The following is a 25,569-nucleotide window of genomic DNA, read 5'->3' on the forward strand; positions in this document are numbered from 1 at the left end:
GCGCCGATAAGGAGTTCTTCCGAGCACCGCGTTTGAATAACGACCCGATAAGCACCATTATGGGCAAGCGTCACGTCAGCGACGAAACGGAGAGAGATGAGCGACGACAGCGGCCCCACGGAGGGCGAAGCGACGATCAACGCCTCTGGCGCATCTGAGCAGAGCATCGCGCAGAACGCAGATGAGACCTCAGAGCGCACGGACACGAGCGAACGCGTTGCACGTGCGGCGGCCGAAGTTGAAGAGAACACACCGGTGCTTCCGGGTGCGCCCGAAGTCGATGTCGCAATCGTCGCGGTTCCTTCGCACATGCACATCGAGGAGAACGACTCCGACGACGAGATCACCGCGAAGCTCAAGCGCCAGGGAGTGCGACTGAGCAAAGGTCTCATCGCCCCGGCGGTCTTCTGGCCAGCGCTCATCGTGATCGTCGCCGTCGTCGTGCTTGCGGTCGTCTTCCCCGACGGAACCGCGAACGTGTTCGGTGCCATCCAGGACTGGATCGTCGCCGACATCGGGTGGTACTACATGCTCGTGATCGGCGGCTTCGTCGCCTTCATGATCGTGCTGGCGTTCTCGCGCCTCGGCTCGGTGAAGCTCGGCAGAGACGAAGATGAGCCCGAGTTCGGCGTGCTCTCCTGGTTCGCCATGCTCTTCGCCGCCGGCATGGGCATCGGTCTCGTCTTCTACGGCGTCGGAGAGCCGCTCACCTACGCGACCGTCGACCCGAAGCCCGGCTGGGAGGGCGACCAGGGCGACATCGCTGGACTCGCGATGGCGCAGACCTTCGTCCACTGGGGCCTCCACCCGTGGGCTGTGTACGCCGTGATCGGGCTCTCGCTCGCCTACGCGATCCACCGCCGAGGTCGCCCCGTCTCGATCCGCTGGGCGCTCGAGCCGCTCTTCGGCGACAAGGTCAAGTCGTGGCCGGGTGACGTCATCGACATCCTCGCGATCTTCGGAACGGTGTTCGGCATCGCAACCTCGCTCGGTCTCGGTGTTCAGCAGATCTCGTCCGGGCTTCACGCGATCGGAGTGATCGGTGAGGTCAACAATACGATCCTCGTCGTGCTGATCGTCGTCATCACGTTCCTCGCGACGATGTCGGTCGTCAGCGGTGTCGGTGCGGGAATCAAGTGGCTCTCGAACATCAACCTCAGCCTCGCGGGCCTGCTCATGGTCACGATGCTGATCCTCGGTCCGACGGTCTTCCTGCTGCGCAACCTCATTCAGTCTCTCGGCGTCTACCTCGCGAACGTGCTCAACATGACGTTCGACGTCGGCGCATACACGGGGGATGCCGGTCAGGCGTGGCTCTCGTCGTGGACGATCTTCTACTGGGGCTGGTGGATCGCCTGGGCGCCGTTCGTCGGCGTCTTCATTGCGCGCATCTCGCGCGGACGTACCGTGCGTCAGTTCATCGCGGGCGTGCTGCTCGTGCCGACGGTCGTAGGGATGCTCTGGTTCTCCGTTCTCGGCGGCTCGGGTCTCTTCCACCAGTTCTTCGGTCCGGGAGACCTCGTGAAGGACGGCAAGGTTTCTGCGGAGGGCTCGCTCTTCCAGGTGCTTCAAGCCCTGCCGCTCGGTCAGGTGCTCTCCGTCATCAGCATCCTGCTCGTCGCGATCTTCTTCATCACGTCGTCTGACTCCGGGTCTCTCGTGGTCGACATGCTCGCCTCGGGTGGGCACCCGAACCCGCCGATCTGGTCGCGTGTGCTCTGGGCGGGGCTCGAGGGTGCCGTCGCGATCGCGCTCCTCCTCGCGGGCGGGCTGACGACTCTGCAGACCGGTTCGCTCATCACCGCGCTTCCGTTCAGCATCATTCTCGTGGTGATGTGCATCGCCACCCTGCGCGGGCTCAGCTACGAGCGACGGCAGATGGACTACGCCGAACGCGTGGCTCGTCTGAACCGCGTCACATCGCACATCACGGGCCGCATGACCGAGGCGATCCCCGAGATCCCGCAGCTGCGGACCTACATCGACGATCGCATCGACTACCGAATCTCACGTTCGAAGGGCGTGCAGAGACCCCGCAGCGATGTGAGGCCAGAGGATGCTCCCAAGCGGGAGCCCCGCAGAAAGCGGCGCCCCGAGTAGGCTCAGCGCACCAGCAGGTCCGCGTGGTGTCTCTCCGCGACGTTCGGGTGCGCGCGCAGCCGGTAGCGGAGCGCGTTGTCGCCGTAGGTCTCAAGAATGGGACTGTTCGTCGGGTCGACGGAGACACCTCGCGCGGCCGCTGAGAGTTCGGGCGGGAGGTCGAGCTTCGGCATGCGCGTGTCGAGGTGCGGGTTGAAGAAGAACGGCAGGGAGATGCGGTCGGTGCCCTTCCGGGGCGAGATCACACGGTGCAGCGTCGCCTTGAGGTAGCCCTCCGTCGCGAGCTCGAACATCTCGCCGATGTTCACGACGAATGCGCCCGGCACGCTCGGCGCGTCAATCCACTCACCGTCGTGTTCGACCTGAAGGCCGTCCTTTCCGGGCTCCACGAGCAGAAGCGTCAGCACGCCGCCGTCGCGGTGATGTCCGACGCCCTGCTTCGGCTCGAGGTCGGATTCCCCCGGGTAGCGCACGATCTTCAGAATCGAGAACGGGTCGGCGGCGAACGCCTCATCGAAGGCATCCTCCGACGCGCCGAGTGCGACCGCCCACGCACGCAACAGCTTGAGCGCCACGGCGTTCAGCCGTGCGAGCCACTCGGTGACCGTCTCGCGCAGTTCCGGAAGGGCGTCGGGCCACTGGTTGGGGCCCTCGAGCCGCCAGTAGTCCGCGACGTCGGGGCCGGGCTCGACGGCATCCTTCTCTGGCCCGATGTCGATCTGCTCACGCCAGTCGACCTGACCGGCGGTGAGCTCAGCGCCGTGGCGCGTGTAGCCGCGGAACTGCGGACTGCGAACGTTCTCGATCGCGAGCTTCTGCTCCTCGGGCAGGTCGAAGAACCGGCGTGAGACGTCGAGGACCTCATCGATGAGTTCCTGCGGGACGCCGTGGCCGACGAGGTAGAAGAAGCCGACGTCGTGGGTCACCTGGCGAAGTTCGGCGCGGAAGGCAGCGGCATCGTCCGGGCCAGCGTCGAGGCGGGACATGTCGAGGATGGGCAGCGAGCGGAGTGAGGTTGTCATGCCGAGAATGCTTGCACCGACAACCATTGCTGTCACGAGTGTTACGCGTAACAAATGTCATGTGACACGGATGCTGCTACGCGCTGCTCCTCACGGCATCCACGCGGCTTCATCAGCCGAGCCGACCGAGGCCCACCCACGAGTAGCTGCCGTCGGCCTCGACCTGCTTCTTCCACACCGGAAGCTCCGCCTTGACCGACTCCACAAGCGCGCGGCACACGTCGAACGCCTCCGCGCGGTGCACGCTCGAGACGGCGCACACGATCGCTCCGTCGCCGATGCCCAGCGTGCCGATGCGGTGGCTCACGGCAATGCGCAGTCCGTCAGCGTCCGCGGCCTCCGCGAGCTCCGCGAGAACGGCTTCGGCATCGGGGTGGGCGCTGTAGTCGAGCTGCACGACGCGCCCCTCGGCGTCGGGGTCGTTGTCGCGGACGGTTCCGACGAAGAGCGCCGTCGCGCCCTGGCTCGCGTGTGCGACGGCATCCATGTGCTCTGTGACGTCGAGCGGCCGCTCTGTGACGCGAGCGAACGCGATCATTCGTGATCACCGCCGTCGAGCTGCGACAGCACGTGCTCGGCGACGGACAGCACCACCGGAACGCCGTCGCGCACGGCGCCCGTCGACCCAGCGAGGTTCACCACGAGCGCGTTTCCCGCGATGCCGGCCAGCCCCCGCGAGAGCATCGCACCGGGCACGTTCGCGGCACCGACCCGGCGGATCTCCTCCGCGATACCCGGGAGCGCCAGCCGAAGCAGCGGCGCAGTCGCCTGCGGAGTCACGTCGCGCGGTGCGAGGCCCGTTCCTCCGGTGGTGATGACGAGCCTCGCCCCGCGATCGATGGCCGTGCGGATGCTGCCCGCGACGGCATCCTGATCATCGGGCACGACCCGCGACTCGACCTGCCAGCCGGCACCGGTCAGCAGATCCGCCGCGACCGGCCCGGAGGCATCGTCCCTGACACCCCGACTGGCCCGATCGGAGACCGTGATGACACACGCGACGCCGACTCCGGAAACTTCGCTCATACCGTCAGTGTAGGCAACCGGGGCGCATGAACGCGCTCTCAGATGAACGTCTGAATAAACACGGGCGTCTCGCACTCAGGAGCGCAGAGAAAGGAGCACACTCGCCTTAACCGGTGAGATCCACCGGTCAGCGAGCAGTCGAAGTTAGCCTGTCCCACCGACGCGAACTGCGTTAGGCTCCAAAAACAAGGAGACAGGGACGTCTTCTTCGACCTCGGCGTCAGAATGACATTTGGAGGAAGAGTGAGCACCAAGGCGGGCATGGGGAAGGATGCCGTCAGTCTGAAGCCCGATCTGTCCAACTGGGACCCCGAGAACGACGCGACGTGGGACAAGAAGCTCGCGTGGCGCACGCTGTGGATCACCACGTACACGATGATCCTGGCCTTCGCCACGTGGTACCTCGTCAGCGCGATCGCGCCCCGGCTCAACGACATCGGGTATCACCTCACTGAGCAGCAGCTCTACTGGCTCGTCGCCCTCCCGGGCCTCGCGGGCGGACTCATCCGGCTGCTCTTCATGTTCCTGCCTCCCCTGCTCGGCACGCGCACACTCGTCACGCTCTCGGCCCTGCTGCTGCTCATCCCGCTGCTCGGCTGGACGTTCGTGGTCCGCGACCCAACCATTCCGTTCTGGTTCCTGATGCTGCTCTCGTTCAGCGCGGGTGTCGGAGGCGGAAGCTTCAGCGGCCTCATGGCCTCCACGAGCTACTTCTTCCCGAAGCGCCTCTCGGGCACCGCCCTCGGGCTGCAGGCCGGCATCGGCAACTTCGGCATCGGCATCGTGCAGTTCCTCGTGCCGTGGGTGGTCGGCTTCGGCCTTCTGGGCACGGCGGCCCTCACGCCGCAGTCGCAGACCGACGGCACGCTGGTCTGGCTGCACAACGGCGGCCTCGTCATGGTGCCGTGGGTGCTTCTCGCGGCCATCCTCGCGATCGTGTTCCTGCGCCGGGTCCCCGTGAAGGCGAACTTCCGACAGCAGCTGAACATCTTCGGCCTCAAGCACACCTGGATCATGTCGGCGCTGTACCTCATGTCGTTCGGCGCGTTCTCCGGTCTCGCCGCGCAGACGGGCCTCATCATCAAGAACGTCTACGGCGGGTTCGAGGATGCCCCGAATCCCCTCGCCTGGGCGTGGATCGGACCCCTCCTCGGCGCCGGAATCCGCGCAGCCTGCGGTCCGCTGTGCGATAAGTGGGGCGGTGCGAAGTTCACGTTCCTCGGCGGCGTCGGCATGACGCTCGGCACGGTTGTGACGCTGTTCTTCCTCTCCCCCTCGAGCGTCAGCGAGTTCTGGGGCTTCCTGACCGGCATGATGATCATCTTCTTCTTCTCGGGCTTCGCGAACGCCGGCACGTTCAAGCAGATGCCGATGATCTTCACGAAGGTCCAGGCCGGCGGCACCATCGGCTGGACAGCCGCGATCGGCTCCTTCGGACCGTTCCTCGTCGGCATGGCCCTCTCGGTGATGTCTCCCATGACGTTCTTCATCGTCTGTGCCGTCTGGTGCGGCTTCTGCACCTGGCTCGCCTGGTGGTACTACGCACGGCCCGGCGCCGAGAAGCCGAGCTGATTCGCTCAGCGATCCGATCTCCCCCGCTACACGAAAGGATTCACAATGGCGAAGCGCACCCGCGGCACGATGGCAGCTCGAAGCCGAGTCGACAGCGGAGCCCGCACCGACGGCCCCCTCGCAGACTCGCTCGTCAGCCTCGGCCGCTACCTGCGGCCCGGCGAGGTCTCGAAGGACCTGCGCTCCGTCTACCTGCAGGGCGGACGAGCCGGCGACTCCTTCTACCGTGACCGCTGGTCGCACGACAAGGTCGTGCGCTCCACGCACGGCGTCAACTGCACGGGATCCTGCTCGTGGAAGGTGTACGTCAAGGACGGCATCATCACGTGGGAGACACAGCAGACCGACTACCCCTCGGTCGGTCCAGACTCCCCCGAGTATGAACCACGAGGATGCCCGCGCGGCGCGGCGTTCAGCTGGTACACGTACTCTCCCACGCGCGTTCGCTACCCCTATATCCGCGGCGTTCTGCTGCAGATGTACCGCGAGGCGAAGCAGCGCCTGGGCGACCCGGTCGAGGCGTGGGCGGAGATCACCTCGGACCCGGAGAAGGCGCGGACGTACAAGCGCGCCCGTGGCAAGGGCGGTCTCGTGCGCGCCGACTGGGAGGAGGCCGCCGAGATCATCGCGGCCGCTCACGTGCACACGATCAAGAAGTACGGTCCCGACCGGGTTGCGGGTTTCTCGCCGATTCCCGCGATGTCGATGGTCTCGCACGGCGTCGGCGCCCGCTTCGTGAATCTCCTCGGCGGCACCATGCAGTCGTTCTACGACTGGTATGCCGACCTCCCGGTCGCGAGCCCGCAGGTCTTCGGCGACCAGACCGACGTTCCGGAGTCAGCGGACTGGTTCAACGCGTCGTACCTCATGATGTGGGGCTCGAACGTTCCGGTCACGCGCACCCCCGACGCTCACTTCATGACGGAGGCGCGCTACCGCGGCCAGAAGGTCATCACGGTCTCGCCGGACTACGCCGACAACTCGAAGTTCGCCGATGAGTGGCTCGCCCCGCACCCCGGCACTGACGGCGCCCTCGCGATGGCGATGGGCCACGTCATCCTCAAGGAGTTCCTCGTCGACCGACGCACAGCGCCGTTCGTCGACTACCTCAAGCGCTTCGCCGACGCCCCGTACCTCGTGGCCCTGCAGCAGCGCGGCGACGCCTGGGTTCCCGGCAAGTTCGTCACCGCGGCCGACCTGGGCGGTGCGGATGCCGAGACGGCGAACCCCGCGTTCAAGACCGTGCTGCTCGACCAGAACGGCGCCCCGGCGGTGCCGAACGGCTCGCTGGGTCACCGCTTCAGCACGGAGGACGAGGGCGCCTGGAACCTCGACCTCGGCGATGTCGACCCGCTCCTGTCGATCATGGACTCCCCGGCCTGGTCGGGCGAGGCCGCCGCGATCGACCTGCCGCGGTTCGACATCACTCCCGACCTCGAGGTGAGCGACGACGCCCACACGGGCGGCACCGGCGTCGTCCGTCGCGGCGTTCCGACGACGACGGTCGCCGGCAAGACGGTCACGACGGTCTTCGACCTGCTGCTCGCGCAGTACGGCGTCGGCCGCGACGACCTCCCCGGCGAATGGCCGACCGGCTACGACGACCCGTCCACGCCCGGAACGCCCGCGTGGCAGGAGGAGATCACCTCGGTTCCGGCGGAGAAGGCCGAGCGCATCGGCCGCGAGTTCGCCGACAACGCCGAGCGCAGCGGCGGCCGCTCCATGATCATCATGGGCGCCGGAACCAACCACTGGTTCCACTCCGACACCATCTACCGCACCTTCCTCACCCTGACGACCATCACGGGCTGTCAGGGGGTGAACGGCGGTGGCTGGGCGCACTACGTCGGGCAGGAGAAGGTTCGCCCGCTCACGGGCTACAACCAGTACCAGCTCGCAGCCGACTGGGTGCGCCCCGCACGCAACATGATCGGCACGGCGTTCTGGTACCTCGCCACCGACCAGTGGCGCTACGACGGTCTGCCCGCCGATCAGCTCGCCTCACCGCTCGCCTCGGGCCAGTTCGCCGATCGTACGACGGCGGACTGCATGGTCGAGTCAGCCAAGCGCGGGTGGATGCCGAGCTACCCGACGTTCGACAAGAACCCGCTCGACATCGTCGACGAGGCTCGGGAGAAGGGCGTCGAACCGCAGCAGTACGTGGTCGACAGCCTGAAGGACGGCAGCCTCAGGTTCGCGTGCGAAGACCCGGACTCCCCCGAGAACTTCCCGCGCGTGCTGAGCATCTGGCGCGGAAACATCCTCGGCTCCTCCGGAAAGGGCAACGAGTACTTCCTCAAGCATCTGCTGGGGACGGATGCCGCGGTCCGCGCGCCCGAGGCGGAGGGCGACCGTCGTCCGCGCGACATCCGCTGGCACGACGAGGCTCCGGAGGGCAAGCTCGACCTGCTGTTCACCGCGGACTTCCGCATGACGAGCACGACGCTGTTCTCCGACGTCGTGCTGCCGGCGGCGACCTGGTACGAGAAGTACGACCTGTCGTCCACTGACATGCACCCGTTCGTGCACTCGTTCAACCCGGCCATCAAGCCGCCGTGGCAGACGCGCACCGACTTCGACATCTTCCACACGCTCGCCAAGAAGGTCAGCGTGATGGCGCGCACCCACCTGGGTGTGCGGGAGGATCTCGTCGCGGCGCCGCTCATGCACGACACGGCCGACGCCATGGCCACGCCGAACGGAACGGTCGACGGCGACGCCCCGCTCGTTCCGGGTGTGACGATGCCGAAGCTGCTGGTCGTCGAGCGCGACTACACGAAGCTCGCCGACCAGATGTCGACGCTCGGGCCACTCACGGAGAAGCTCGGCATGCAGACGAAGGGCATCACCTACGAGCCCAAGCCGGAGCTCGAGAAGCTCGGTCGGGTCAACGGACTCGTGCAGTCGGGCCCGTATGCGGGCAGCATCCGTCTCGACACCGATGTGCGGGCGTGCGAGATGATTCTGACGCTCTCGGGCACGACGAACGGGCGCCTCTCGCTGCAGGGCTTCGAGAAGCTCGGCAAGCACACCGGACAGACGAGCCTCAGGGAGCTCGCCTCCGGAAGCGAAGACACCCGGGTGACCTTCCCCGATGTGCAGTCGCGGCCGGTGCCCGTCATCACCTCGCCCGAGTGGTCGGGTTCGGAGCACGGCGGCCGCCGCTACACGGCGTTCGCGGTCAACGTCGAGCACAAGAAGCCGTGGCATACCCTCACGGGACGCATGCACTTCTACCTCGACCACGACTGGATGATCGAGCTCGGCGAGTCGATGCCGATCTACCGTCCTCCGCTCGACCTGTACCGCTTGTACGGCGACGCGCAGGTCGGTTCAACGGCGCCGAGCAGGGCTCCCGGCTCCGCGGGCAAGGCCGAGGTCGCGGTGCGCTACCTGACGCCGCACTCCAAGTGGTCCATCCACTCGGAGTACCAAGACAACCTGTTCATGCTCTCGCTCTCGCGCGGCGGCCCCACCATCTGGATGTCGCCGCAGGATGCCGACAAGATCGGCGTGCGTGACAACGAGTGGATCGAGGCATACAACCGCAACGGTGTCGTCGTCGCCCGCGCGAACGTGTCGCACCGCATGCCCGAGGGCACGGTCTTCATGTACCACGCGAAGGACCGCACAGTCGACGTTCCGAAGGCGGAGACGAGCGGTCTGCGCGGCGGCATCCACAACTCGCTCACGCGAGTGCTGATGAAGCCGAGCCACCTCATCGGCGGCTACGCGCAGCTCTCGTTCGCGTTCAACTATCTCGGACCGACAGGAAACCAACGAGACGAGGTGACGGTCATCCGCCGTCGCAGCCAGGAGGTCGAATACTAATGCGCGTCATGGCTCAGATGTCGATGGTGATGAACATCGACAAATGCATCGGATGCCACACATGCTCTGTGACCTGCAAGCAGGCGTGGACCAACCGCACCGGCGTCGAGTACGTCTGGTTCAACAACGTCGAGACGAAGCCCGGTGTCGGATACCCGCGCACCTACGAGGACCAGGAGAAGTGGGGCGGCGGCTGGGTGCGCACGAAGCGCGGCCGGCTGAAGCTGCGCTCCGGCGGCCGCATCCAGAAGCTCGCGAGCATCTTCTACAACCCGAAGCTGCCGGAGATCGAGGACTACTACGAGCCCTGGACCTACGACTACGACATGCTGCTCAACGCTCCGCAGAGCGAGCACACACCGGTCGCGAAGCCGAAGTCGCTGCTCACCGGCGACGACATGAAGATCGGCTGGTCGGCGAACTGGGACGACAATCTCGGCGGCTCCCCGGAGACCGTGCAGGAGGACCCCATCCTCAAGCACATGAGCGACCACGTCGCCATGGAGTTCGAGCAGGCCTTCATGTTCTACCTGCCGCGCATCTGCGAGCACTGCCTCAACCCGTCGTGCGTCGCGTCGTGCCCCTCCGGTGCGATGTACAAGCGCAGCGAGGACGGCATCGTGCTCGTCGACCAGGACCAGTGCCGCGGCTGGCGCATGTGCGTGTCGGGATGCCCCTACAAGAAGGTCTACTTCAACCACAAGACCGGCAAGGCCGAGAAGTGCACGCTCTGCTACCCGCGCCTCGAGGTCGGACTGCCGACAGTCTGCTCGGAGACGTGCGTGGGCCGTCTGCGCTACCTCGGGCTCGTGCTGTACGACGCTGACCGCGTGCTCGAAGCGGCTTCCGTCGAGAACGAACACGACCTGCTCGACGCGCAGCGTGACATCATCCTCGACCCGCACGACCCGGCGATCGTCGAGGCCGCTCGTGCCGAAGGCATCCCTGATGACTGGATCGAGGCCGCGCAGAACAGCCCGATCTACAAGCTCATCAAGGAGTACCGCGTCGCGCTTCCGCTGCACCCGGAGTACCGCACGATGCCGATGGTCTGGTACATCCCGCCGCTCTCCCCCGTCGTCGACGTGGTCGCGGGCAGCGGAAACGACGGTGAGGATGCCGACAACCTCTTCGCTGCGATCGACAAGCTGCGCATCCCGATGGAGTACCTCGCGGGACTGTTCAGCGCGGGCGACCTCGGGCCGGTCACGGAGTCGCTGCAGAAGCTCGCCGCGATGCGCTCGTACATGCGCGGCATCAACCTCGATGAGGGTCGCGACGAGAAGATCGCGGAGTCCGTTGGCATGACGGGAACCGAGGTCGAGGCGATGTACCGCCTGCTCGCGATCGCGAAGTACGAGGACCGCTACGTGATTCCGCAGGCGCACTCCGAGCAGGCGCGCGAGCTCGACGAGCTGGCCTGCTCCCTCGACTACGAGGGTGGCCCCGGGATGGGCGGCGCCGGACCCTTCGGCCTGTCGAGCGGTCACGGCCCCGACCCGGTCGCGGTCGAGAACTTCCACGTTCTGCAGGACCGTCAGACCGCCGACCGTCCGTCGACGCCGGGGCGCATCAACCTGCTGAACTGGGACGGCAACGGCCGGCCCACCGGGATGTTCCCGCCGGACAAGGAGAAAGACGAGAAATGAGTCCCGTCAAACCGCTCCCGGAGCCCGTCGCGCCGATCGCGCTCACGGACGACCAGCGGCGCATCGCGCACATGGCGGCATCCATTCTGCTCGACTACCCCGACGACCAGCGACGTGCGGCTTGGCCCGCCGTGGCTGATGCGGTGCCGAGTCTTCCGGCTCCCATCGCTCAGCGCTTCGAGCGTTTTCTGCAGGTCATGAAGGATGCTTCGGCAGACGACCTGCAGAAGAACTACGTCGCCACGTTCGATCTCAAGCGCAAGTGCGCCATGTACCTGACGTACTACGCCGCCGGTGACACCCGTCGCCGTGGCATGGCGCTCGTGCGCTTCATCGAGGCGTACCGCGCGGCCGGCTGGGAACCCTCGGACGAAGAGCTGCCGGACTTCTTGCCGGAAGTGCTGGAGTTCTCCGCCGCGAGCGCCTCGCCCGTCGCGGTGGATCTTCTTGCGGCGCACCGCGACGGCATCGAGGTGCTGCGCGCGGCGCTCACGGGCTTCGAGAGCCCATACGTGCACCTCATCGAAGCCGTCGCAGCGTCGCTCCCCGAGATCGACGACGAGACGCGCGACCGCTACCTCAGTCTGGTCAACGACGGACCGCCCGTGGAGACCGTCGGCCTCACATTCCTCGGAAATCTCAAACCGTACTCCGCACGCGAGGAGGCCCCCGCATGAACGCGCTCGACTTCGTCCTCTGGATCGCTCTGCCCTACGCGGGCATGGCAGTGTTCATCGTGGGACACATCTGGCGCTACCGCTACGACAAGTTCGGCTGGACGAGCCGGTCGAGCGAGGTCTACGAGAGCCGGCTGCTCCGTCTCGGATCGCCGATGTTCCACTTCGGCATCCTCATGGTGCTCGCCGGGCACGTCGTCGGGCTGCTGATTCCCCGGGAGTGGCTGTACGCGATCGGCATCGACGAGCACATGTACCACTGGGGTGCGACCGTGCTCGGTACGGCGGCCGCCGCACTGCTGATCGCGGGGCTCGCCATTCTGATCTTCCGTCGACGCACGAACGGACCGGTCTTCCTCGCAACGACCGTCATGGACAAGATCATGTACGTGTTCCTCGCCCTGACGATCGTGATCGGCACGGCGGCGACAGTGGCGCACCAGATCATCGGAGGCGGGTACAACTACCGTGAGACGATCTCGCCGTGGGTGCGCAGCATCCTGCTGTTCCAGCCGGACCCGTCGCTCATGATCGACGCTCCGCTGCTGTTCCAGCTGCACGCGCTGAGTGCGACGCTGTTGTTCATCCTGTGGCCGTTCACGCGTCTCGTGCACGTGTTCTCGGCGCCGATCGGCTACTTGTTCCGGCCGTACATCGTGTATCGCTCGCGCGATGAGCACCGCGGCTCGCGGTCGATCCGTCGCGGCTGGGAGGGTTCGCAGCTGCCCGAGAAGACGCCGCAGCAGAGGCGCTTCTAGGGCAATAAAAAGGACCCCTCGCGCACCCGCCAGAGCCCGGTTACCCTTGCTACGTTTCCGTCCTGGGGGAGTTGGCCTGGATGGCGCCACGCGAGGAGCCAGCATCCATTGTACAGATGAAAACGACGGTGTGTGACCGGCCGTGAGCCGGCTTCGATTCCACGTCTGAGGCGGGTCTCAGGTAAGCTAGCTGAGGCCCGCTTTTCGTGGGTCAAGGAGAATTCGCCTAGTGGCCTATGGCGCACGCTTGGAAAGCGTGTTGGGTTAACGCCCTCGGGGGTTCGAATCCCCCATTCTCCGCCAACCAGAACCCCTGTCTGATCAGGGGTTCTTTTGTGTATCAGCATCCGTTTCACCCCCTCACGAAACAGCTCATGCAACAAGCGTCACCCGACACGCTCTCCCCCGCACTCCACTTGGCCAATGCGCTTGTCCTCCAAAATGAGGACACGACAACTTCTCGGATCCGTACCAAGATGGATGGGGAGGGAGACCATGGGAGACGCCGCACTGACTGATCAGACTGTCGTCGTGCGCGCGCGCCGCTCCGCCCTCTGGCAGGGAGTGCTGATCGCCTGCGCTCTCGCGATTCCGATGCTTGCGACGCTGTACTGGCTCGCCATTCCGGCCGGGCGCGGCTGGTGGGTGTTCGGAGTCATGGTCGCGGCCGTGCTCGCGATTGTTGTGGTGGCACTGCGCTACACCGCGATGAGCGTCAAAGTGACGGATGCCGACCTGGTCGTCGAGCCGTTCTTGCCTGGGACCCGGAGCATCCCTCTCCGCGAGGTCGCCCGTGCGATCGTGCTGCGGCTGCGACGCAACGGCGCCACCGAGCCAGTCACGCAGATGTTCGTGCTCGACCGCGACGGGTCGCTTCTGCTGCGGATGCGCGGCGAGCACTGGAGTGACGAGGCGATCAACAACGTCGCGTCCAGGCTCGTAACAACGCCGATCGAGCACCTGCAGAGCACGGTCTCACTCGATGAGCTGCAGCGCTCGAACCCCGACATGCTCGACTGGTTCGAGCGCCGCCCGCAGCGAAGCCGCTGACCGCGCGTCAGCCGCTGACGAGCGTTCACAGAATCGGAAAACTCGCGCGGCACGCCGCGGTAAACGCTTGCCTCCACGGCGCGCCGCAAGAATCACCGACTCTTTGCACCGAGGCTCGGCGCAGAGCGCTCCCCGGCGCGACGCGGCGCAGAGCGCGCACCGACAGGACTCGGCGCAGAGCGCTCCCCGGCGGGACGCGGCGCAGAGCGCTCCCTCGTCTCGTCAGGCGGCCGCGCGAACCGGGGTCACGTGCAGGCGTCCGTCGAGCTCGAATACGTCGATCGGCGTGCCGTAGACCCGGGAGAGGATGCCGGGGACGCAGACGTCCGCGACGCTCCCGGCCGCGTGCACCCGGCCGCGGTGCATGAGCACGAGATCGTCCGCGTAGGCGGCTGCGGCGTCGATGTCGTGCAGCACGATGCCCACCGCTGCGGCCCGTGCGGCCAGCGACCGGGCGAGAGTGAGCGCGGACTCGGCGTGTGCGATGTCCATCGCGGCCGTCGGCTCATCGAGCAGCACGACGCTGGACTCGGTCACCGGTGTCGCCTGAGCGATCACGCGCGCGAATGCGACGAGCTGACGCTCCCCTCCGGAGAGCGTCGTGATCTCACGGTCCGCCATCGCGCCGAGGCCCGCAGATCGCAGCGCCTCGTCGGCGACCTGCTCTGAGGCTGCGGCGCTCTCCGACCAGGCCGAACGCCCCATCATGACGACCTCGCGGACGGTGAACGGAAACGCGACCGAGGTGTCCTGCGGCATGACTGCGCGCATGCGGGCGGCGCGCTTCGCCGAGACGTGGCGGATGTCCTGTCCGCCGAGCGTGACCTCGCCGGCATCCACTCTCATCGTTCCGGCCGCGACGCCCAGCAGCGTCGACTTGCCCGCGCCGTTCGGCCCGATGATGACCGTGACGCGACCGGGCCGGAAGCTCAGGGAGACGTCGTCGAGGATGGTCTGCTTCTCGAGCGTGACGCGTGCGTGTGTAATGCGAAGTCCGCGCATTATCGGGCCCCCTGCCCGCGAAGTGTGCGTCGCAGGAGCACGAGGAAGAGCGGCCCGCCGACGACGGCTGTGAAGATTCCGATCGGGAGGTCGGCGAACGGCACGACCGTACGGGCAGCGATGTCGGCGGCACCGAGCAGCACCGCTCCCCCGAGCGCCGACAGCGGAACAAGGTATCGGTGCGATGGCCCGACCGCGAGACGGATTGCGTGCGGAACGATGAGCCCGACGAACGCGATCACTCCGCCGAACGCGACGGCGATGCCCGTGAGCAGGCACGCCAGCAGAATCGCACCGACGCGGAGCCACTCCACGCTCACGCCGCTCGACGACGCCGCAGAGTCGCCGAGCGACAGCACGTCGAGCTGCCGACGAATCATGAGGCAGCCGACGAACCCGAGGGCGAAGACGATCGCGGTCACACCGACGCTGTTCCAGGATGCCGCGGCGAGCGTTCCGAGCTGCCAGAAGATCACCTGCTCACGCGAGGACGCGTCGCCGAGGAAGATCAGAAAGCTCGTCGCCGCACTCGCGACGGCGTTGATCGCGATGCCGGCGAGCACGAGCGTCAGCACCGCCGCTTTGCCGCCGGTGCGCGAGATCGACCAGACGAGCACGGTGACGACGAGCGCTCCGGCGAAGGCGGCGAGCGGCAGCGACCACGGCGCAGCCACCGAGGCGCCCGTGATGATCACGAGCGTCGCCCCGACGGAGGCGCCCGAGTTCACGCCCACGATGCTGGGCTCGGCCAGCGGGTTCGCGAAGACGCCCTGCATGACCGCGCCCGCCACCGCGAGGCACGCCCCCGCGAGGAGCGCGAGCACGGCGCGTGGGAAGCGGATCGCCCACAGCACGGCGTCGACGCGCTGAGTGTCGGCATCCCCTCCGCCCACGATGCCTCGAACGAGCGCGCCGAGCACTTCGCTGGGACTCGCAGAGAACTGGCCCGTCGCCGCCGAGATCACCGCGACGGCGAGAGCTGCAGCCACGAGGGTCGTCGTCACGACCGTGACCCGCACGAGTCGGCGCGATCGCGTGACCGTGCCGACTCGTGGGGCGGATGCCGCAGCGGGAGCACGTGTCACATCGGGTGCCGTGCGCGTCATGATCCGTCGGTGTAGATGGCGCGTGCCAGAGCCACGAGAGCCTGCGGCGTGCGGGGTCCGTACGAGAGCAGCTGGCTGTCGGGAGCGGTGACCACTCGCTCGTTCGCCCCAGCCGTGGTCTCCGCCATGCCCGGTCGCTTCAGGAAGCCCTCCACGCCGCCGCTCGACTCGACGCCGTTCTCCATCGCGAGGACGATTTCGGGATCGAGGGTGACGAGCGCCTCGGCGTTGGCCGGCTTCAGGTCGGTGATGCCGTTCTCGGCTGCGACGTCTTCGAGACCGAGCGCCTCGAGCACGTCGGCCGCTCCGTAGTCGGCGCCGAGGATGAAGAAGATGCCTGCGGTGCCGCGGACGTACAGCACGGCCGCCCGTGGAGCACGCGGGGTCTCCGCCTTCAGCGCATCGATGGTCTTCTGTGCCTCCTCGAGTTCGTCCGCGGTGTGCTGAGCAAGCTCCTCCGCGGCATCCGGAACTCCGAATACCTCGCCGACCTCGTGGATCGCATCCGCGATGCCGTCGATGTGGGGCACCTGGTCGAAGCGTACGACCGTCACACCGGCGCTCTCGAGCTGCGTGTAGTTGTCGTCGCTGCCGATCGTCGTGTTGGTCAGCACGAGATCGGGATTCAGGTTCAGCACCGCCTCGACGTTGAGGTCGTGTCCGTCCTTCGTGACGACTGGGAGGTCGGCGAGCTCCTTCTGCAGGTCGGAGTTCGATCGACCCACGAGGTGGTCCTGCAGTCCGAGTCCGATCACGGTGTCGGTGAGCGTTCCGTAGAGGTCGAGAGCGAGCACCCGATCAGCGCTCTCGACGGTGATCTCGGTCCCCTTCGCGTCGGACACGGTTGCGGGCAGCTGAGGCTCTGCGTCAGCGACGACCGTCTCCATGTCGGGGATGGCCTCCGCAGAGCTCGGGCCCGTGAGCTCGAGCGCGTTGACGGCGTCGGCCGCTCCCTCCGCGGTGGTCTTCTCGGTTGGCGCGGGCGTCGACCCGGACGAGTTCGCCGGCTCGGAGCATCCTGCCAGCAGCATGGCGGCCGCCGCGGCGATGACCCCGATTCCGGCGCGTCTTCTCATGTGTCTCATGTGGTTCCTGTGCTGTGTTCTGTCAGACGGCGACGTGGGGTGAGTCCCGCTCGCGCGGAACCCACCCCCGTCGATGGAGTGCGTCAGCTGGACGCCGTGTCGCGTCAGTGGCGAACGCGGACCACGCGTCGTGCGACGACCAGCGCCAGCACGAAGCCGAACGCGAGAACCGCCCAGCCGCCGACCGGCTCATCGGCGCTCGTGATCACGAGACCGCCCGTGTTTGCGCTCGGTCCACCGGTGTACGGCGTTCCGTCGGGGTTCACCCGGTTGCCGTTCTCGTCGTAGCAGACCTGCTCCGTGCCCGACTGGCGAGCGCCCGAGAACGACAGGGTGAGCGAGTCCATCGCCTGGCCGCTGCTGTAGAACCCGGCGAACGCCTTCGCTCCCGCCGCGGTGAGCGTCACAGATGCGGTGCCGCCGTTCGCGGAGAGGGACGAGAAGCTCAGGTTCGCGAACGAGATTCCGCTGCCTCCGACGTTGTTTCCATCCATATCCTTGGATGCCACGTCGGCGACGAGCGTGCCCGAGTTCGACCCTGTGGCCTTGACCCGCAGGTTGGAGAGGGTGGTGTCCATGACACCGTCGTGGCCGGTGAAGCGGACAGCGCCGGGGAAGCTCACGGTGCCCTGACCCGCGTCGCTGATCGAACCGGAGCCGGAGCCCCAGAGGAAGCCGCTACCCGTGCGGGAGGCGCCGTTGGAGGTCGAGATCGCGCCGTTGGCGATGCCGCCCTCGACGTAGCTCGCGAACGAGGCCTTGACGCCCCACGACAGCTGCGGGGTGCCCGCGGTGCCCGCGACCTCCTCCACGGTGCAGGTGATCTTCGGCTTGGACTCCGTCTTCGCGGCGCTTCCGCCGTTCGTCGTGCCCGTGTCTGGCTTCGTGGCCGGAGGCGTCGCGCTGTCGTCAGCCGGTGCGTCGTCGTTCGACTCCTCGGGCTGCTCCTCACTTGGCTGGTCGTCACCGGGCTGCTCTTCTGGCTGTTCCTCAGGCTGTTCTTCGCCCGGCTCTCCCTCCTCGGTTCCGTCGTCGCCCGGGTCAGGCGCCTCGACGACCTCGATCGGGAGAGTGAATGTCACAGGGTCGAGCGTCTCGCCCGGCTGGTAGAAGCTGCCGAACGCGTCGGAGCCGGACTCCGCGAGCGTCGCCGGAACATCGGCCCACGTCAGCGCGCCGTCGGCTTCCGTCGGGGTCACGCCCGAGAGGTCGAGGTTCGCCATCACGACATCATCGAGGGAGTACTCCGGACCGATCTCGGTCATGCTCTCGAACTCGCGCCCGGTGACATCCAGACGAAGCTCCGCGGTCGTCGCCGAGGTGACGACGATGTGCGGGTTCGTGAACTGCATGTCGAGTGCGTAGCCGCCGTCCATCGGGTGCGACTGGAAGTGCACGCCGTTGCCCGCGCCGAACGTGACGTCGGCGGCGCTTCCGTCGCTCGTCGCCGTTCCAGATCCGTCGTGCCACGTGTAGACGCCCTTATCGCCGTCCTGCGTCGTCGTGCCGAGGAGGGTGCTCTTACCCTCGAAGGCCGCGAAGTTGTAGATGTAGTTTCGGAAGGATGCTTTCACCCCCCCACGTGAGGCTCGCGCCTGACACCGTCGCTTCGTCTGCCGCGTGTGCGGAGTCGGTAGGGGCGAAGACCGCCCCGCCGAAGACCAGACCAGCGGCGGTCAGAGCAGACGCAGTCAGCAGAGCGGCGCCACGCCGCAGCTGTCCGGTGAGCTGTGATTCCACGGTTGTGCTCCTGTACTCAAGGTAAAAAATAGGGAACTAATAAAGTTAGCCTTACCTTATTAAGCTGAGGCTAACTTTAATGAGGTTAGCCTCACTTAAGAACTCTCCACAAGCACCGACCCGAAAGAAGTCCCACGTGTCCGAATCACCGTCCCCTCCGAGACGAGGTCTCCGCCGACGTCTCCTCACGACCCTCCTGGCCGTCGCCGCGGTGGGGCTCATGGTCACCGGCGCAGCGCTCGTGAACTCCGAGCCCGACGCACCGACAGACCTCGCGGGCAACGCGGTGACCTACGAAACCGACGCGACTCCTCCTCCGGAGGTGACAGAGAAGATGGATGCCGTCGAAGACGCGGGCGACCGCTTCGCCGTGCCCTCGGTCGACCTCGACGTTCCCCTCGGCGCCCTCACGATGACGAACGGCACGATCACCCCGCCGGGCTTCACATCGGCCTATCTCGTGCGCAACCTCGGTGTGTCACTCGAGGATGCCGCGGAGGGCACCGTCTTCGTCGTCATGCACTCGCTTCGCGGCGGTGGTGTCGGCCCCGGAAACTTCCTGATCGACGTCGAGAACGAGACTGCCGCGGTCGACCCCGGAGCCACGGTGACGGTGGGCGACCGGAGCTACACCGTGACGGGGGACCTCGCCATCACGAAGACCGGCATCCAAGACAGCGAGTCGGTGTGGCAGAGCGTGCCGGGCAAGCTCGTCATCATCACGTGCCTGCAGCGTCCGGAGGGAGGCCCCTCTCAGGAGAACATGGTGATCACGGCGACGCTCAACCCCTGAGCAGAAACCCCTGAGCAGAAACCCCTGAGCAGAGCGTGTGTCAGAGCCGCATGCCGAAGGTCACTCCGCCGTCGTCGCGCGACAGCACAGTGAACCCGATGCGCTCGTAGAACGCGAGCGCGCCGGCGTTGTTCACACCCGCGGTGAGATGAAGGCCGGGGATGCCGCGCTCGCGCAGCGCGTCGGCCAGCACCGTGACGAGACGCCGACCGAGCCCCTGCCCCTGGGTCTCGGGCAGCAGGTCGATGTGGAGGTGCGCGGGGTACGCGTCGACGTCATCGACGAGCATCCTCTCTGGTCTCTCGGCAGCGCCGATGAGTGCGCTGTCCGCAGTTGTGCGCTCCTCGGGCGCATATTTCCGCACCGCCGCCGGCCACCACTCGGCGCGGAACCATCGCACGAACTCCCGCGTGTCGGCGGTGGCGATGATGTACCCGATCGCCCGCTCGCCGTCGTCCACGACCCACGCGAGCGTCGGATCGTGCTCGACGTACGGTGCCGCGAAGACGTCACCGAGCAGTGTGCTCCAGGTGAACGTGCCTGTCGCATCGGCTCCACTGTCGCCCGTGCGGACGCAGATGTCGTAGAGGTTATCGAGGTCAGAGGGGCGATAGGGGCGGATGCTGCTCACACAGCGAGTCTACGTTTTGAGCGTCTGCGACATGCGCGAGAATGCACGTCATGAGCACGCGATTCGGACTCATCCGCATGTCGCCGCGTGACCCCGCGCAGCCGAACCGCACGGCGAGCGCGCTCGAGGCGTTCTTCGACCTCGTGTTCGTCGTCTCGGTGTCGCTCTCGTCTGCGCAGCTGCACCGCTTCGAGTCCGAGGCGCATGTGGGCGCGGGCGTCGTGTCGTACCTGGTCGTCTTCGTCGCGATCTGGTGGGCGTGGATGAACTTCACGTGGTTCGCGACGTCGTTCGACACCGACGACTGGCTGTACCGCGTGCTCACGATCGCGCAGATGAGCGGCGCCCTGCTGCTGGCGGCCGGAACCTCGTCCGCCATGGCGGAGGGGGACTTCGCGATCATGACGTACGGGTACGTCGTCATGCGGCTCGCCATGGTCGCGCAGTGGCTGCGGGCCGCGGCATCCTCACCCTCGCTTCGTCGAACCGCACTCACGTACGCCGTCGGCATCACCGTCATGCAGATGCTCTGGGTCGCCAGACTCTGGCTGCCGAACGACGACGACGGACTGCTCACGTTCGGCGTGCTCATGGCGGGCGAGCTGCTCGTGCCCGTCATCGCCGAGCGGACGCGGCAGACCCCGTGGCATCCCGCGCACATCACCGAGCGCTACGGGCTGTTCACGATGATCCTCCTCGGCGAGTCGGTTCTGGCCTCGGCGAACGCGATCATCGGGGCGGTGGCGGATGCCGATCGAATCGGGGCCCTCGTGGAGATCGCCGTGTGCGGCCTCGTTCTCGCGACGGGCATGTGGTGGACGTACTTCGCGCGCGACCACTCGGAGCGCATCGGCGGCCTCGCGGCGTCGCTGCTGTTCGGCTACGGACACTACGTGGTGTTCGCGGCAGCGGGCGCGTTCTCCGCCGGAATCGCGGTCGCGATCGACGTCGACACCGCGGCGAGCGGCCTCGACAGTGCGGCCGCCGCGGCGACGGTGACGCTGCCGGTGAGCCTGTTCATCCTCGGAACGTGGGCGCTCACGCTGCGTCGGTCGCTCAGCACGGCGACGGACATCGCGGTGGTGACGCTCAGCATCCTGCTCGGACTCGCCGCCTTCGCACCCCACTCGCTCATCGTCGCGGCGGCGATCATGGTCGCGCTCATCACCGTGCTGGAGATCTCGCGGCGCGCGGATCGGGTCTGATCCGCGCGCCCGTACGCGTGTCAGCCGAGGATGCGGTCGAGGTACGCGTTGCGAAACACGTGCTCCGGGTCATACCGCTCGGCGAGCGCCGTGAAGTCATCGAGCCGCGGGTACGCGCGCCGGAGCGCCTCGCGGTCGGCGGCGAACAGCTTGCCCCAGTGCGGCCGCGCCCCGAGCGGCAGAAGGCCCTCCTCGAGGTCGACGAGCACACGCTCCACCTCGGGCTGCCGCGACAGCCACGTGAAGTGCAGACCGACGACGTCCGTCGAGTGCGACGGGCTGAGCCACAGCTCGTCTCCCGCGACCGTGCGGATCTCATTGACCTGCAGCAGCGGGGCCACGGCTCCGGCCTGGTCGCGCACGACGCGCAGGGCGTCGCCGATGCGGTCACGCGGCACGAGGTACTCCGTCTGCAGCTCGTCGCCGTTGGAGGGCGTGAAGCCGAGCACGAAGTGCGGCAGCCGGTCGACCCACGCGCCGGCGACGCCGAGCTGAGGCGTGCACGACTCCGCGGTCTGGCCGGGCAGCGGGTGGTGGTCGACGGTGGCGGGCCGCGCGTCGAACAGCGCGGTGGGCGTTGGCACCGCGGCATCCTTACGGTGTTTCACCCACACCTGGTCGATGGTCTCGGGCGTGCGCCAGGTGGTGAAGGAGCTGACGCTGTACCCGGATGCCGTGACGGCGTCGAAACTCTCGATGAGGGTCTGAAGCGGCAGCTCTTCGAACACGTGCTGCGCGATCTGGAACGTCGGTTCGATATCGAGCGTCACGTGGGTGACGATGCCGAGTGCGCCGAGGGAGACGACGGCTCCCTCGAAGTCGGCGTCGCCCCGGCGGAGGGTCACTGTCTCGCCCGCCGCGGTCACGAACTCGAGGGCGGCGACGGCGGAGGCGAGAGACCCGATGCGGTCGCCTGAGCCGTGGGTGCCGGTCGCGATCGCGCCGGCGACGGAGATGTGCGGCAGCGAGGCGAGGTTCGACAGCGCCCAGCCCTCACGCTGCAGGTGCGCGCCGAGATCGCCGTAGCGTGTGCCTGCGCCAGCGCGGACGGTGCGCCGCTCAGCATCGACGACGGGCGACTCCGTGAGGCGCTCGGTGCTGATCAGCAGCCCGCTCGTGTCGGCGATGTCGTTGAACGAGTGGCGTGACCCGACGGCGCGCGCACGGCGCACACCGGAGAGCGCGTCACGCACCTCGTGGACGTTCGCGGGCGCGATGATGCGCTCCGCTGTGTAGGCGAGATTGCCCGCCCAGTTGGTGCCGATCTGCAGTGTCACAGTCTTCCTTCCCTCACCCGCGGACGCGGAGTCGCTCTCGCAGCAGCGGTACGGCGAGCGCCGCCCACACGACGATCGCGACGCAGAGTCCGATGAGCGCTCCGCCGACAGTGTCGCTCACCCAGTGCGCGCCGAGGTAGGTTCGCGAGAGCGCCATGACGACGATCGCCGCCATGCCGGCGACCCAGACCCAGGCCCGACGGAACAGGATGCCGAGCACGATCGCGATCGTCGCGGCGTTCGCCGTGTGCCCGGACGGAAACGAGCCGGCATCCGACACGACGAGCATCTCGGCGGGTCGCTCGCGCAGAATCAGGTGCTTCACGACCTGCACGACGACGGCGCTCAGCCCGAGCGAGATCGCCCAGTACAGCGCACCCCAGTACCGCTTGGCGAGGATGAGCCCGGCGATGCCGACGACCGGAATAACGACCCACGCGATGATGCCGCCGCCCATGGAGTTCAGCAGCATGCTCGCCTGGAAGAGGATGCCGTTCGGGTCCTCGCGTACGGCCATCATCCACGCGGTGTCGAATGACGTCGACCCGCCGCGCAGCAGCACCAACCCCGCGAGGCCGGCCGCGAGCACCGCCGCGACGAGCGCGACGATCAGCGGCCAGGTGCGTGCGACGCGGGTGTCGGCGAGGAGCGCCTCGTTTCTCGTGCGATACATGCGACAAGTCTGCCAGCACTCGGCTACACGGCGACGGAACGCGACACCTCGATCTTCACGAGCCGCTCATCCGTCGGTCTGACCGCGTGAACGTCGCCCTCAATCATCAGGCGCGCCTCCGTCTCGCGCTCGGCGCACGAGGGGCCGACCCAGAGCTGGATGCCGCCGGGCTCGACGACCTTGCGCATCGACCGGTCGCTGAACGCGAGCCGCGACGTCGGAACGCGGAACGTCACCTCGGCACGCTCCCCCGGCTGAAGGTCGATGCGCGCGTAGCCGAGCAGCTGCGCCACCGGGCGCGTCACACTCGCGACCTCGTCGTGCGCGTAGAGCTGCACGACGTCCGAACCGGCGTTCTCGCCGACGTTGTGGACCGTGACCCGGGCGGTGAAGGATGCCCCGGCAGCGACGCGCTCGTCGACCGTGAGCTCGGTGCGCTCGAACCGCGTGTACGAGAGTCCGTGCCCGAACGGCAGCACCGGCTCACTCTCGGTCGCGGTGACGTCGGAGTCTCCGCCGAGCCGCGGGTGAAGGTACGAATACGGCTGGGCGCCGGCAGAGCGCGGAAGCGATACCGGCAGGCGTCCGGAGGGAACGACTCGGCCGGAGAGGATGCCCGTGATGGCGGCGCTCCCCTCCTCGCCGGGGAAGAAGGCCTGCAGCACGGCGTTCGGCGCGTGCTCGCCGCGGATCGCCCAGTCGATCGCGTAGGGACGCCCGGTGAGCAGCACGAGCACGACCGGAGTGCCGGTCGCGACGACGCGCTCCACGAGCTCCCGCTGCACGCCCGGCAGCTCGAGGGTCTCGGCGTCGTTGCCCTCGCCGACGGTTCCGCGGCCGAAGAGCCCCGCGCGGTCGCCCGCGACGACGATCGCGATGTCGGCGGCGCGCGCCGCGCTGACGGCATCCTCGATTCTCGACGTGTCATCGTCTTCGACACCGCAGCCCGCCACGACCGTCAGTTCGTCGAGCGGCCACTCAGCGCGTGCTGCGTCGGCGACGGTCGGAATGTCGAAGCCGAGCGGCACGTCCGGGTGGTGCGCGAGCACGTGGTTCGCGAACGAATAGCAGCCCATGAGCGCCTCCGCGGAGTCCGCGTTCGGCCCGATGAGCGCGATGCGTCCGGTCGTCTCGGCGTGCGCCGCGAGCGGCAGAGTGCCGTCGTTGGTCAGAAGCACGACCGACTGCTCGGCGAGACGCCTCGCGATGTCACGGTGCTCGGCCGAATCGAGGTCGACGTCGCCCGCGGTGAACGAGAAGTCGTCGTCGAGAAGCCCGATCCGCTCCTTCTGCGCGAGCACCCGCAGCACGGCGCGGTCCACGATTGCCTCGTCGGTGAGTCCCGCCCGAATGCGCGCGGCGAGCGGCTCCAGGTACGCGTCGCCGGTCGGCAGTTCGACGTCGACGCCCGCGGCGAGCGCAAGCTCCGCGGCCTCGCCCCGGTCGGCGGCGACTCCGTGCATCAGCTGGAGGAACGCGACCGAGAAGTAGTCGGAGACCACGACACCGTCGAAGCCCCACTCGCCGCGCAACAGGCGCTCGAGATACGTGTCGTCCGCCGCGACCGGAACGCCGTCGATCTCGGAGTACGAGTTCATGACCGAGTGAGCCCCGCCGTCGCGGATCGCCATCTCGAAGGGCGGCAGCAGCACGTCAGCGATCTCGCGCGGCCCCGCGTGGACGGGTGCGTGGTTGCGGCCGGACTGCGAGGCGGAGTACCCGACGAAGTGCTTCAGCGTCGCGTCGATCCCCTCGGACTGCAGTCCGCGCACGTACTCCGTGCCGATCGTTCCGACGACGTACGGATCTTCCGAGATGCACTCGTCGACGCGGCCCCAGCGCGGGTCGCGGATGACGTCGAGAACGGGGGCGAGGCCCTGATGGATGCCGAGCTGGCGCATCGAGCGCCCGATCACGGCGCCCATCTCCCTGACCAGCTCCGGGTCGAAGGCGGCGCCCCACGCGAGGGGCGTCGGGAAGGTCGCGGCCTTCCACGCGGCGAGCCCGGTGAGGCACTCCTCGTGAACCAGTGCGGGAATCCCGAGGCGCGTCTGCGTCCGGAGTCTCTGCTGCTCGGCGCTCAGCCACTCCGCGCGCTCGCGGGGGTCGACGGGCCGCGTGCCGTACACGCGGGTGAGGTGTCCGAGACCGTGCCGGGTGGCCTCCTCGTACTTGTTCGACGTGGCCATCTCGTCTGCCATCGGGGCGACGACCTCGCCGCCCTGATCGACCCAGAATCCCACCAGCTGGGCGAGCTTCTCCTCGAGCGTCATGCGGGCGTGCAGGCTGCGCACCTTCTCCGACGGCTCCGGAATCCCGGAGTGCACCATGTGTCTTCTCTTCTCTTCGTGTCGTTGCGTGTTGTTGTCCGG

The 25,569-nt window shown here is 67.5% G+C and carries 20 protein-coding genes, 1 tRNA gene and 1 other RNA gene; 10 read left to right on the forward strand and 12 right to left on the reverse strand.

Annotated features, from left to right (window positions below; translation table 11 throughout):
- The first annotated feature begins 309 nt into the window (after window positions 1–309).
- Window positions 310–2,100: a BCCT family transporter gene (locus tag ACSAGD_RS10130; RefSeq protein WP_437585157.1), complete on the forward strand. Its 1,791-nt coding sequence runs from the start codon at window positions 310–312 to the stop codon at window positions 2,098–2,100.
- Between the two features lie 2 nt (window positions 2,101–2,102).
- On the opposite strand, the gene ACSAGD_RS10135 is transcribed toward ACSAGD_RS10130, so the two are convergent.
- The 3 genes from ACSAGD_RS10135 to ACSAGD_RS10145 all read right to left on the reverse strand — a co-directional run bounded on the left by ACSAGD_RS10135 (window position 2,103) and on the right by ACSAGD_RS10145 (window position 4,148).
- A complete protein-coding gene (locus tag ACSAGD_RS10135) occupies window positions 2,103–3,122 on the reverse strand; it encodes an isopenicillin N synthase family dioxygenase (protein WP_437582612.1) in 1,020 nt (339 codons plus the stop codon).
- Between the two features lie 112 nt (window positions 3,123–3,234).
- Entirely contained in the window at window positions 3,235–3,660 is a 426-nt protein-coding gene (locus tag ACSAGD_RS10140) for a molybdenum cofactor biosynthesis protein MoaE (RefSeq protein ID WP_437582613.1), read from the reverse strand.
- Window positions 3,657–4,148 carry a MogA/MoaB family molybdenum cofactor biosynthesis protein gene (locus ACSAGD_RS10145; protein WP_437582614.1) on the reverse strand — a complete coding sequence of 164 codons (492 nt, stop codon included), beginning with the start codon at window positions 4,146–4,148 and terminating at the stop codon, window positions 3,657–3,659. The genes ACSAGD_RS10140 and ACSAGD_RS10145 overlap by 4 nt, the downstream gene beginning before the upstream one ends.
- 243 nt (window positions 4,149–4,391) lie before the next feature.
- Between ACSAGD_RS10145 and ACSAGD_RS10150 the strand changes: the two genes are divergently transcribed.
- From ACSAGD_RS10150 to narI, 5 genes are all read left to right on the forward strand, one after another.
- Window positions 4,392–5,720 (forward strand): MFS transporter, encoded by a 1,329-nt coding sequence (locus tag ACSAGD_RS10150; protein WP_437582615.1) that lies wholly within the window; start codon window positions 4,392–4,394, stop codon window positions 5,718–5,720.
- Between the two features lie 69 nt (window positions 5,721–5,789).
- Window positions 5,790–9,551: a nitrate reductase subunit alpha gene (locus tag ACSAGD_RS10155; protein ID WP_437585158.1), complete on the forward strand. Its 3,762-nt coding sequence runs from the start codon at window positions 5,790–5,792 to the stop codon at window positions 9,549–9,551.
- A complete protein-coding gene (gene narH, locus ACSAGD_RS10160; RefSeq protein WP_437582616.1) occupies window positions 9,551–11,200 on the forward strand; it encodes a nitrate reductase subunit beta in 1,650 nt (549 codons plus the stop codon). The genes ACSAGD_RS10155 and narH overlap by 1 nt, the downstream gene beginning before the upstream one ends.
- Window positions 11,197–11,877 (forward strand): nitrate reductase molybdenum cofactor assembly chaperone, encoded by a 681-nt coding sequence (gene narJ / locus ACSAGD_RS10165; protein ID WP_437582617.1) that lies wholly within the window; start codon window positions 11,197–11,199, stop codon window positions 11,875–11,877. Before narH ends, narJ begins: the two co-directional genes overlap by 4 nt.
- Window positions 11,874–12,635, forward strand: coding sequence for a respiratory nitrate reductase subunit gamma (gene narI, locus ACSAGD_RS10170; protein WP_437582618.1), 762 nt, complete (start codon window positions 11,874–11,876; stop codon window positions 12,633–12,635). The genes narJ and narI overlap by 4 nt, the downstream gene beginning before the upstream one ends.
- Window positions 12,636–12,641: 6 nt before the next feature.
- On the opposite strand, the gene ffs is transcribed toward narI, so the two are convergent.
- An RNA gene (gene ffs / locus ACSAGD_RS10175) (signal recognition particle sRNA small type) lies at window positions 12,642–12,738 on the reverse strand.
- Window positions 12,739–12,850: 112 nt separating this feature from the next.
- Between ffs and ACSAGD_RS10180 the strand changes: the two genes are divergently transcribed.
- Together ACSAGD_RS10180 and ACSAGD_RS10185 are read left to right on the forward strand one after the other, a co-directional pair.
- Window positions 12,851–12,938 (forward strand) — tRNA-Ser (locus ACSAGD_RS10180).
- 192 nt (window positions 12,939–13,130) lie between these two features.
- A complete protein-coding gene (locus ACSAGD_RS10185) occupies window positions 13,131–13,685 on the forward strand; it encodes a hypothetical protein (RefSeq protein ID WP_437582619.1) in 555 nt (184 codons plus the stop codon).
- 222 nt (window positions 13,686–13,907) lie between these two features.
- Here the strand turns inward: ACSAGD_RS10185 and ACSAGD_RS10190 are convergent, their stop codons facing one another.
- The 4 genes from ACSAGD_RS10190 to ACSAGD_RS10205 all read right to left on the reverse strand — a co-directional run bounded on the left by ACSAGD_RS10190 (window position 13,908) and on the right by ACSAGD_RS10205 (window position 18,452).
- Entirely contained in the window at window positions 13,908–14,687 is a 780-nt protein-coding gene (locus ACSAGD_RS10190; protein WP_437582620.1) for a heme ABC transporter ATP-binding protein, read from the reverse strand.
- Window positions 14,687–15,793 (reverse strand): FecCD family ABC transporter permease, encoded by a 1,107-nt coding sequence (locus tag ACSAGD_RS10195; RefSeq protein WP_437582621.1) that lies wholly within the window; start codon window positions 15,791–15,793, stop codon window positions 14,687–14,689. Before ACSAGD_RS10195 ends, ACSAGD_RS10190 begins: the two co-directional genes overlap by 1 nt.
- Window positions 15,790–16,869, reverse strand: a complete 1,080-nt coding sequence (locus ACSAGD_RS10200) for a heme/hemin ABC transporter substrate-binding protein (protein WP_437582622.1) — start codon at window positions 16,867–16,869, stop codon at window positions 15,790–15,792. Before ACSAGD_RS10200 ends, ACSAGD_RS10195 begins: the two co-directional genes overlap by 4 nt.
- Before the next feature lie 113 nt (window positions 16,870–16,982).
- Window positions 16,983–18,452: an HtaA domain-containing protein gene (locus ACSAGD_RS10205; protein WP_437582623.1), complete on the reverse strand. Its 1,470-nt coding sequence runs from the start codon at window positions 18,450–18,452 to the stop codon at window positions 16,983–16,985.
- 302 nt (window positions 18,453–18,754) lie between these two features.
- Here ACSAGD_RS10205 and ACSAGD_RS10210 point away from each other — a divergent pair, with 302 nt between their 5' ends.
- The gene (locus ACSAGD_RS10210; RefSeq protein WP_437582624.1) at window positions 18,755–19,411 is read left to right on the forward strand and encodes a class F sortase; all 657 of its coding nucleotides are present in this window, start codon (window positions 18,755–18,757) and stop codon (window positions 19,409–19,411) included.
- A 40-nt stretch (window positions 19,412–19,451) separates the two neighbouring features.
- On the opposite strand, the gene ACSAGD_RS10215 is transcribed toward ACSAGD_RS10210, so the two are convergent.
- A complete protein-coding gene (locus ACSAGD_RS10215; protein WP_437582625.1) occupies window positions 19,452–20,042 on the reverse strand; it encodes a GNAT family N-acetyltransferase in 591 nt (196 codons plus the stop codon).
- Between the two features lie 50 nt (window positions 20,043–20,092).
- On the opposite strand from ACSAGD_RS10215, the gene ACSAGD_RS10220 reads away from it, so the two are divergent.
- The gene (locus ACSAGD_RS10220) at window positions 20,093–21,247 is read left to right on the forward strand and encodes a low temperature requirement protein A (RefSeq protein WP_437582626.1); all 1,155 of its coding nucleotides are present in this window, start codon (window positions 20,093–20,095) and stop codon (window positions 21,245–21,247) included.
- 20 nt (window positions 21,248–21,267) lie between these two features.
- Here ACSAGD_RS10220 and ACSAGD_RS10225 read toward each other — a convergent pair whose 3' ends face one another.
- Genes ACSAGD_RS10225 through ACSAGD_RS10235 form a run of 3 tightly spaced genes read right to left on the reverse strand, consistent with a single transcriptional unit; the run spans window position 21,268 to window position 25,527 of the window.
- Window positions 21,268–22,524, reverse strand: coding sequence for an FAD-binding protein (locus ACSAGD_RS10225; RefSeq protein ID WP_437582627.1), 1,257 nt, complete (start codon window positions 22,522–22,524; stop codon window positions 21,268–21,270).
- A 13-nt stretch (window positions 22,525–22,537) separates the two neighbouring features.
- A complete protein-coding gene (locus tag ACSAGD_RS10230; protein WP_437582628.1) occupies window positions 22,538–23,197 on the reverse strand; it encodes a phosphatase PAP2 family protein in 660 nt (219 codons plus the stop codon).
- A gap of 23 nt (window positions 23,198–23,220) precedes the next feature.
- Window positions 23,221–25,527, reverse strand: a complete 2,307-nt coding sequence (locus ACSAGD_RS10235) for a glycoside hydrolase family 3 N-terminal domain-containing protein (RefSeq protein ID WP_437582629.1) — start codon at window positions 25,525–25,527, stop codon at window positions 23,221–23,223.
- Window positions 25,528–25,569 lie beyond the last annotated feature (42 nt).

It is taken from the genome of Paramicrobacterium salitolerans (assembly GCF_051513965.1).
GTDB lineage: Bacteria > Actinomycetota > Actinomycetes > Actinomycetales > Microbacteriaceae > Paramicrobacterium.

What these genes read in the sequence shown, in the direction of transcription:
- ACSAGD_RS10130 (WP_437585157.1), top strand. Translation starts at nt 310, where the DNA reads ATGCACATCGAGGAGAACGACTCCGACGACGAGATCACCGCGAAGCTC.
- ACSAGD_RS10135 (WP_437582612.1), bottom strand. Translation starts at nt 3,122, where the DNA reads ATGACAACCTCACTCCGCTCGCTGCCCATCCTCGACATGTCCCGCCTC.
- ACSAGD_RS10140 (WP_437582613.1), bottom strand. Translation starts at nt 3,660, where the DNA reads ATGATCGCGTTCGCTCGCGTCACAGAGCGGCCGCTCGACGTCACAGAG.
- ACSAGD_RS10145 (WP_437582614.1), bottom strand. Translation starts at nt 4,148, where the DNA reads ATGAGCGAAGTTTCCGGAGTCGGCGTCGCGTGTGTCATCACGGTCTCC.
- ACSAGD_RS10155 (WP_437585158.1), top strand. Translation starts at nt 5,790, where the DNA reads ATGGCAGCTCGAAGCCGAGTCGACAGCGGAGCCCGCACCGACGGCCCC.
- narH (WP_437582616.1), top strand. Translation starts at nt 9,551, where the DNA reads ATGCGCGTCATGGCTCAGATGTCGATGGTGATGAACATCGACAAATGC.
- narJ (WP_437582617.1), top strand. Translation starts at nt 11,197, where the DNA reads ATGAGTCCCGTCAAACCGCTCCCGGAGCCCGTCGCGCCGATCGCGCTC.
- narI (WP_437582618.1), top strand. Translation starts at nt 11,874, where the DNA reads ATGAACGCGCTCGACTTCGTCCTCTGGATCGCTCTGCCCTACGCGGGC.
- ACSAGD_RS10185 (WP_437582619.1), top strand. Translation starts at nt 13,131, where the DNA reads ATGGGAGACGCCGCACTGACTGATCAGACTGTCGTCGTGCGCGCGCGC.
- ACSAGD_RS10190 (WP_437582620.1), bottom strand. Translation starts at nt 14,687, where the DNA reads ATGCGCGGACTTCGCATTACACACGCACGCGTCACGCTCGAGAAGCAG.
- ACSAGD_RS10195 (WP_437582621.1), bottom strand. Translation starts at nt 15,793, where the DNA reads ATGACGCGCACGGCACCCGATGTGACACGTGCTCCCGCTGCGGCATCC.
- ACSAGD_RS10200 (WP_437582622.1), bottom strand. Translation starts at nt 16,869, where the DNA reads ATGAGAAGACGCGCCGGAATCGGGGTCATCGCCGCGGCGGCCGCCATG.
- ACSAGD_RS10220 (WP_437582626.1), top strand. Translation starts at nt 20,093, where the DNA reads ATGAGCACGCGATTCGGACTCATCCGCATGTCGCCGCGTGACCCCGCG.
- ACSAGD_RS10230 (WP_437582628.1), bottom strand. Translation starts at nt 23,197, where the DNA reads ATGTATCGCACGAGAAACGAGGCGCTCCTCGCCGACACCCGCGTCGCA.
- ACSAGD_RS10235 (WP_437582629.1), bottom strand. Translation starts at nt 25,527, where the DNA reads ATGGTGCACTCCGGGATTCCGGAGCCGTCGGAGAAGGTGCGCAGCCTG.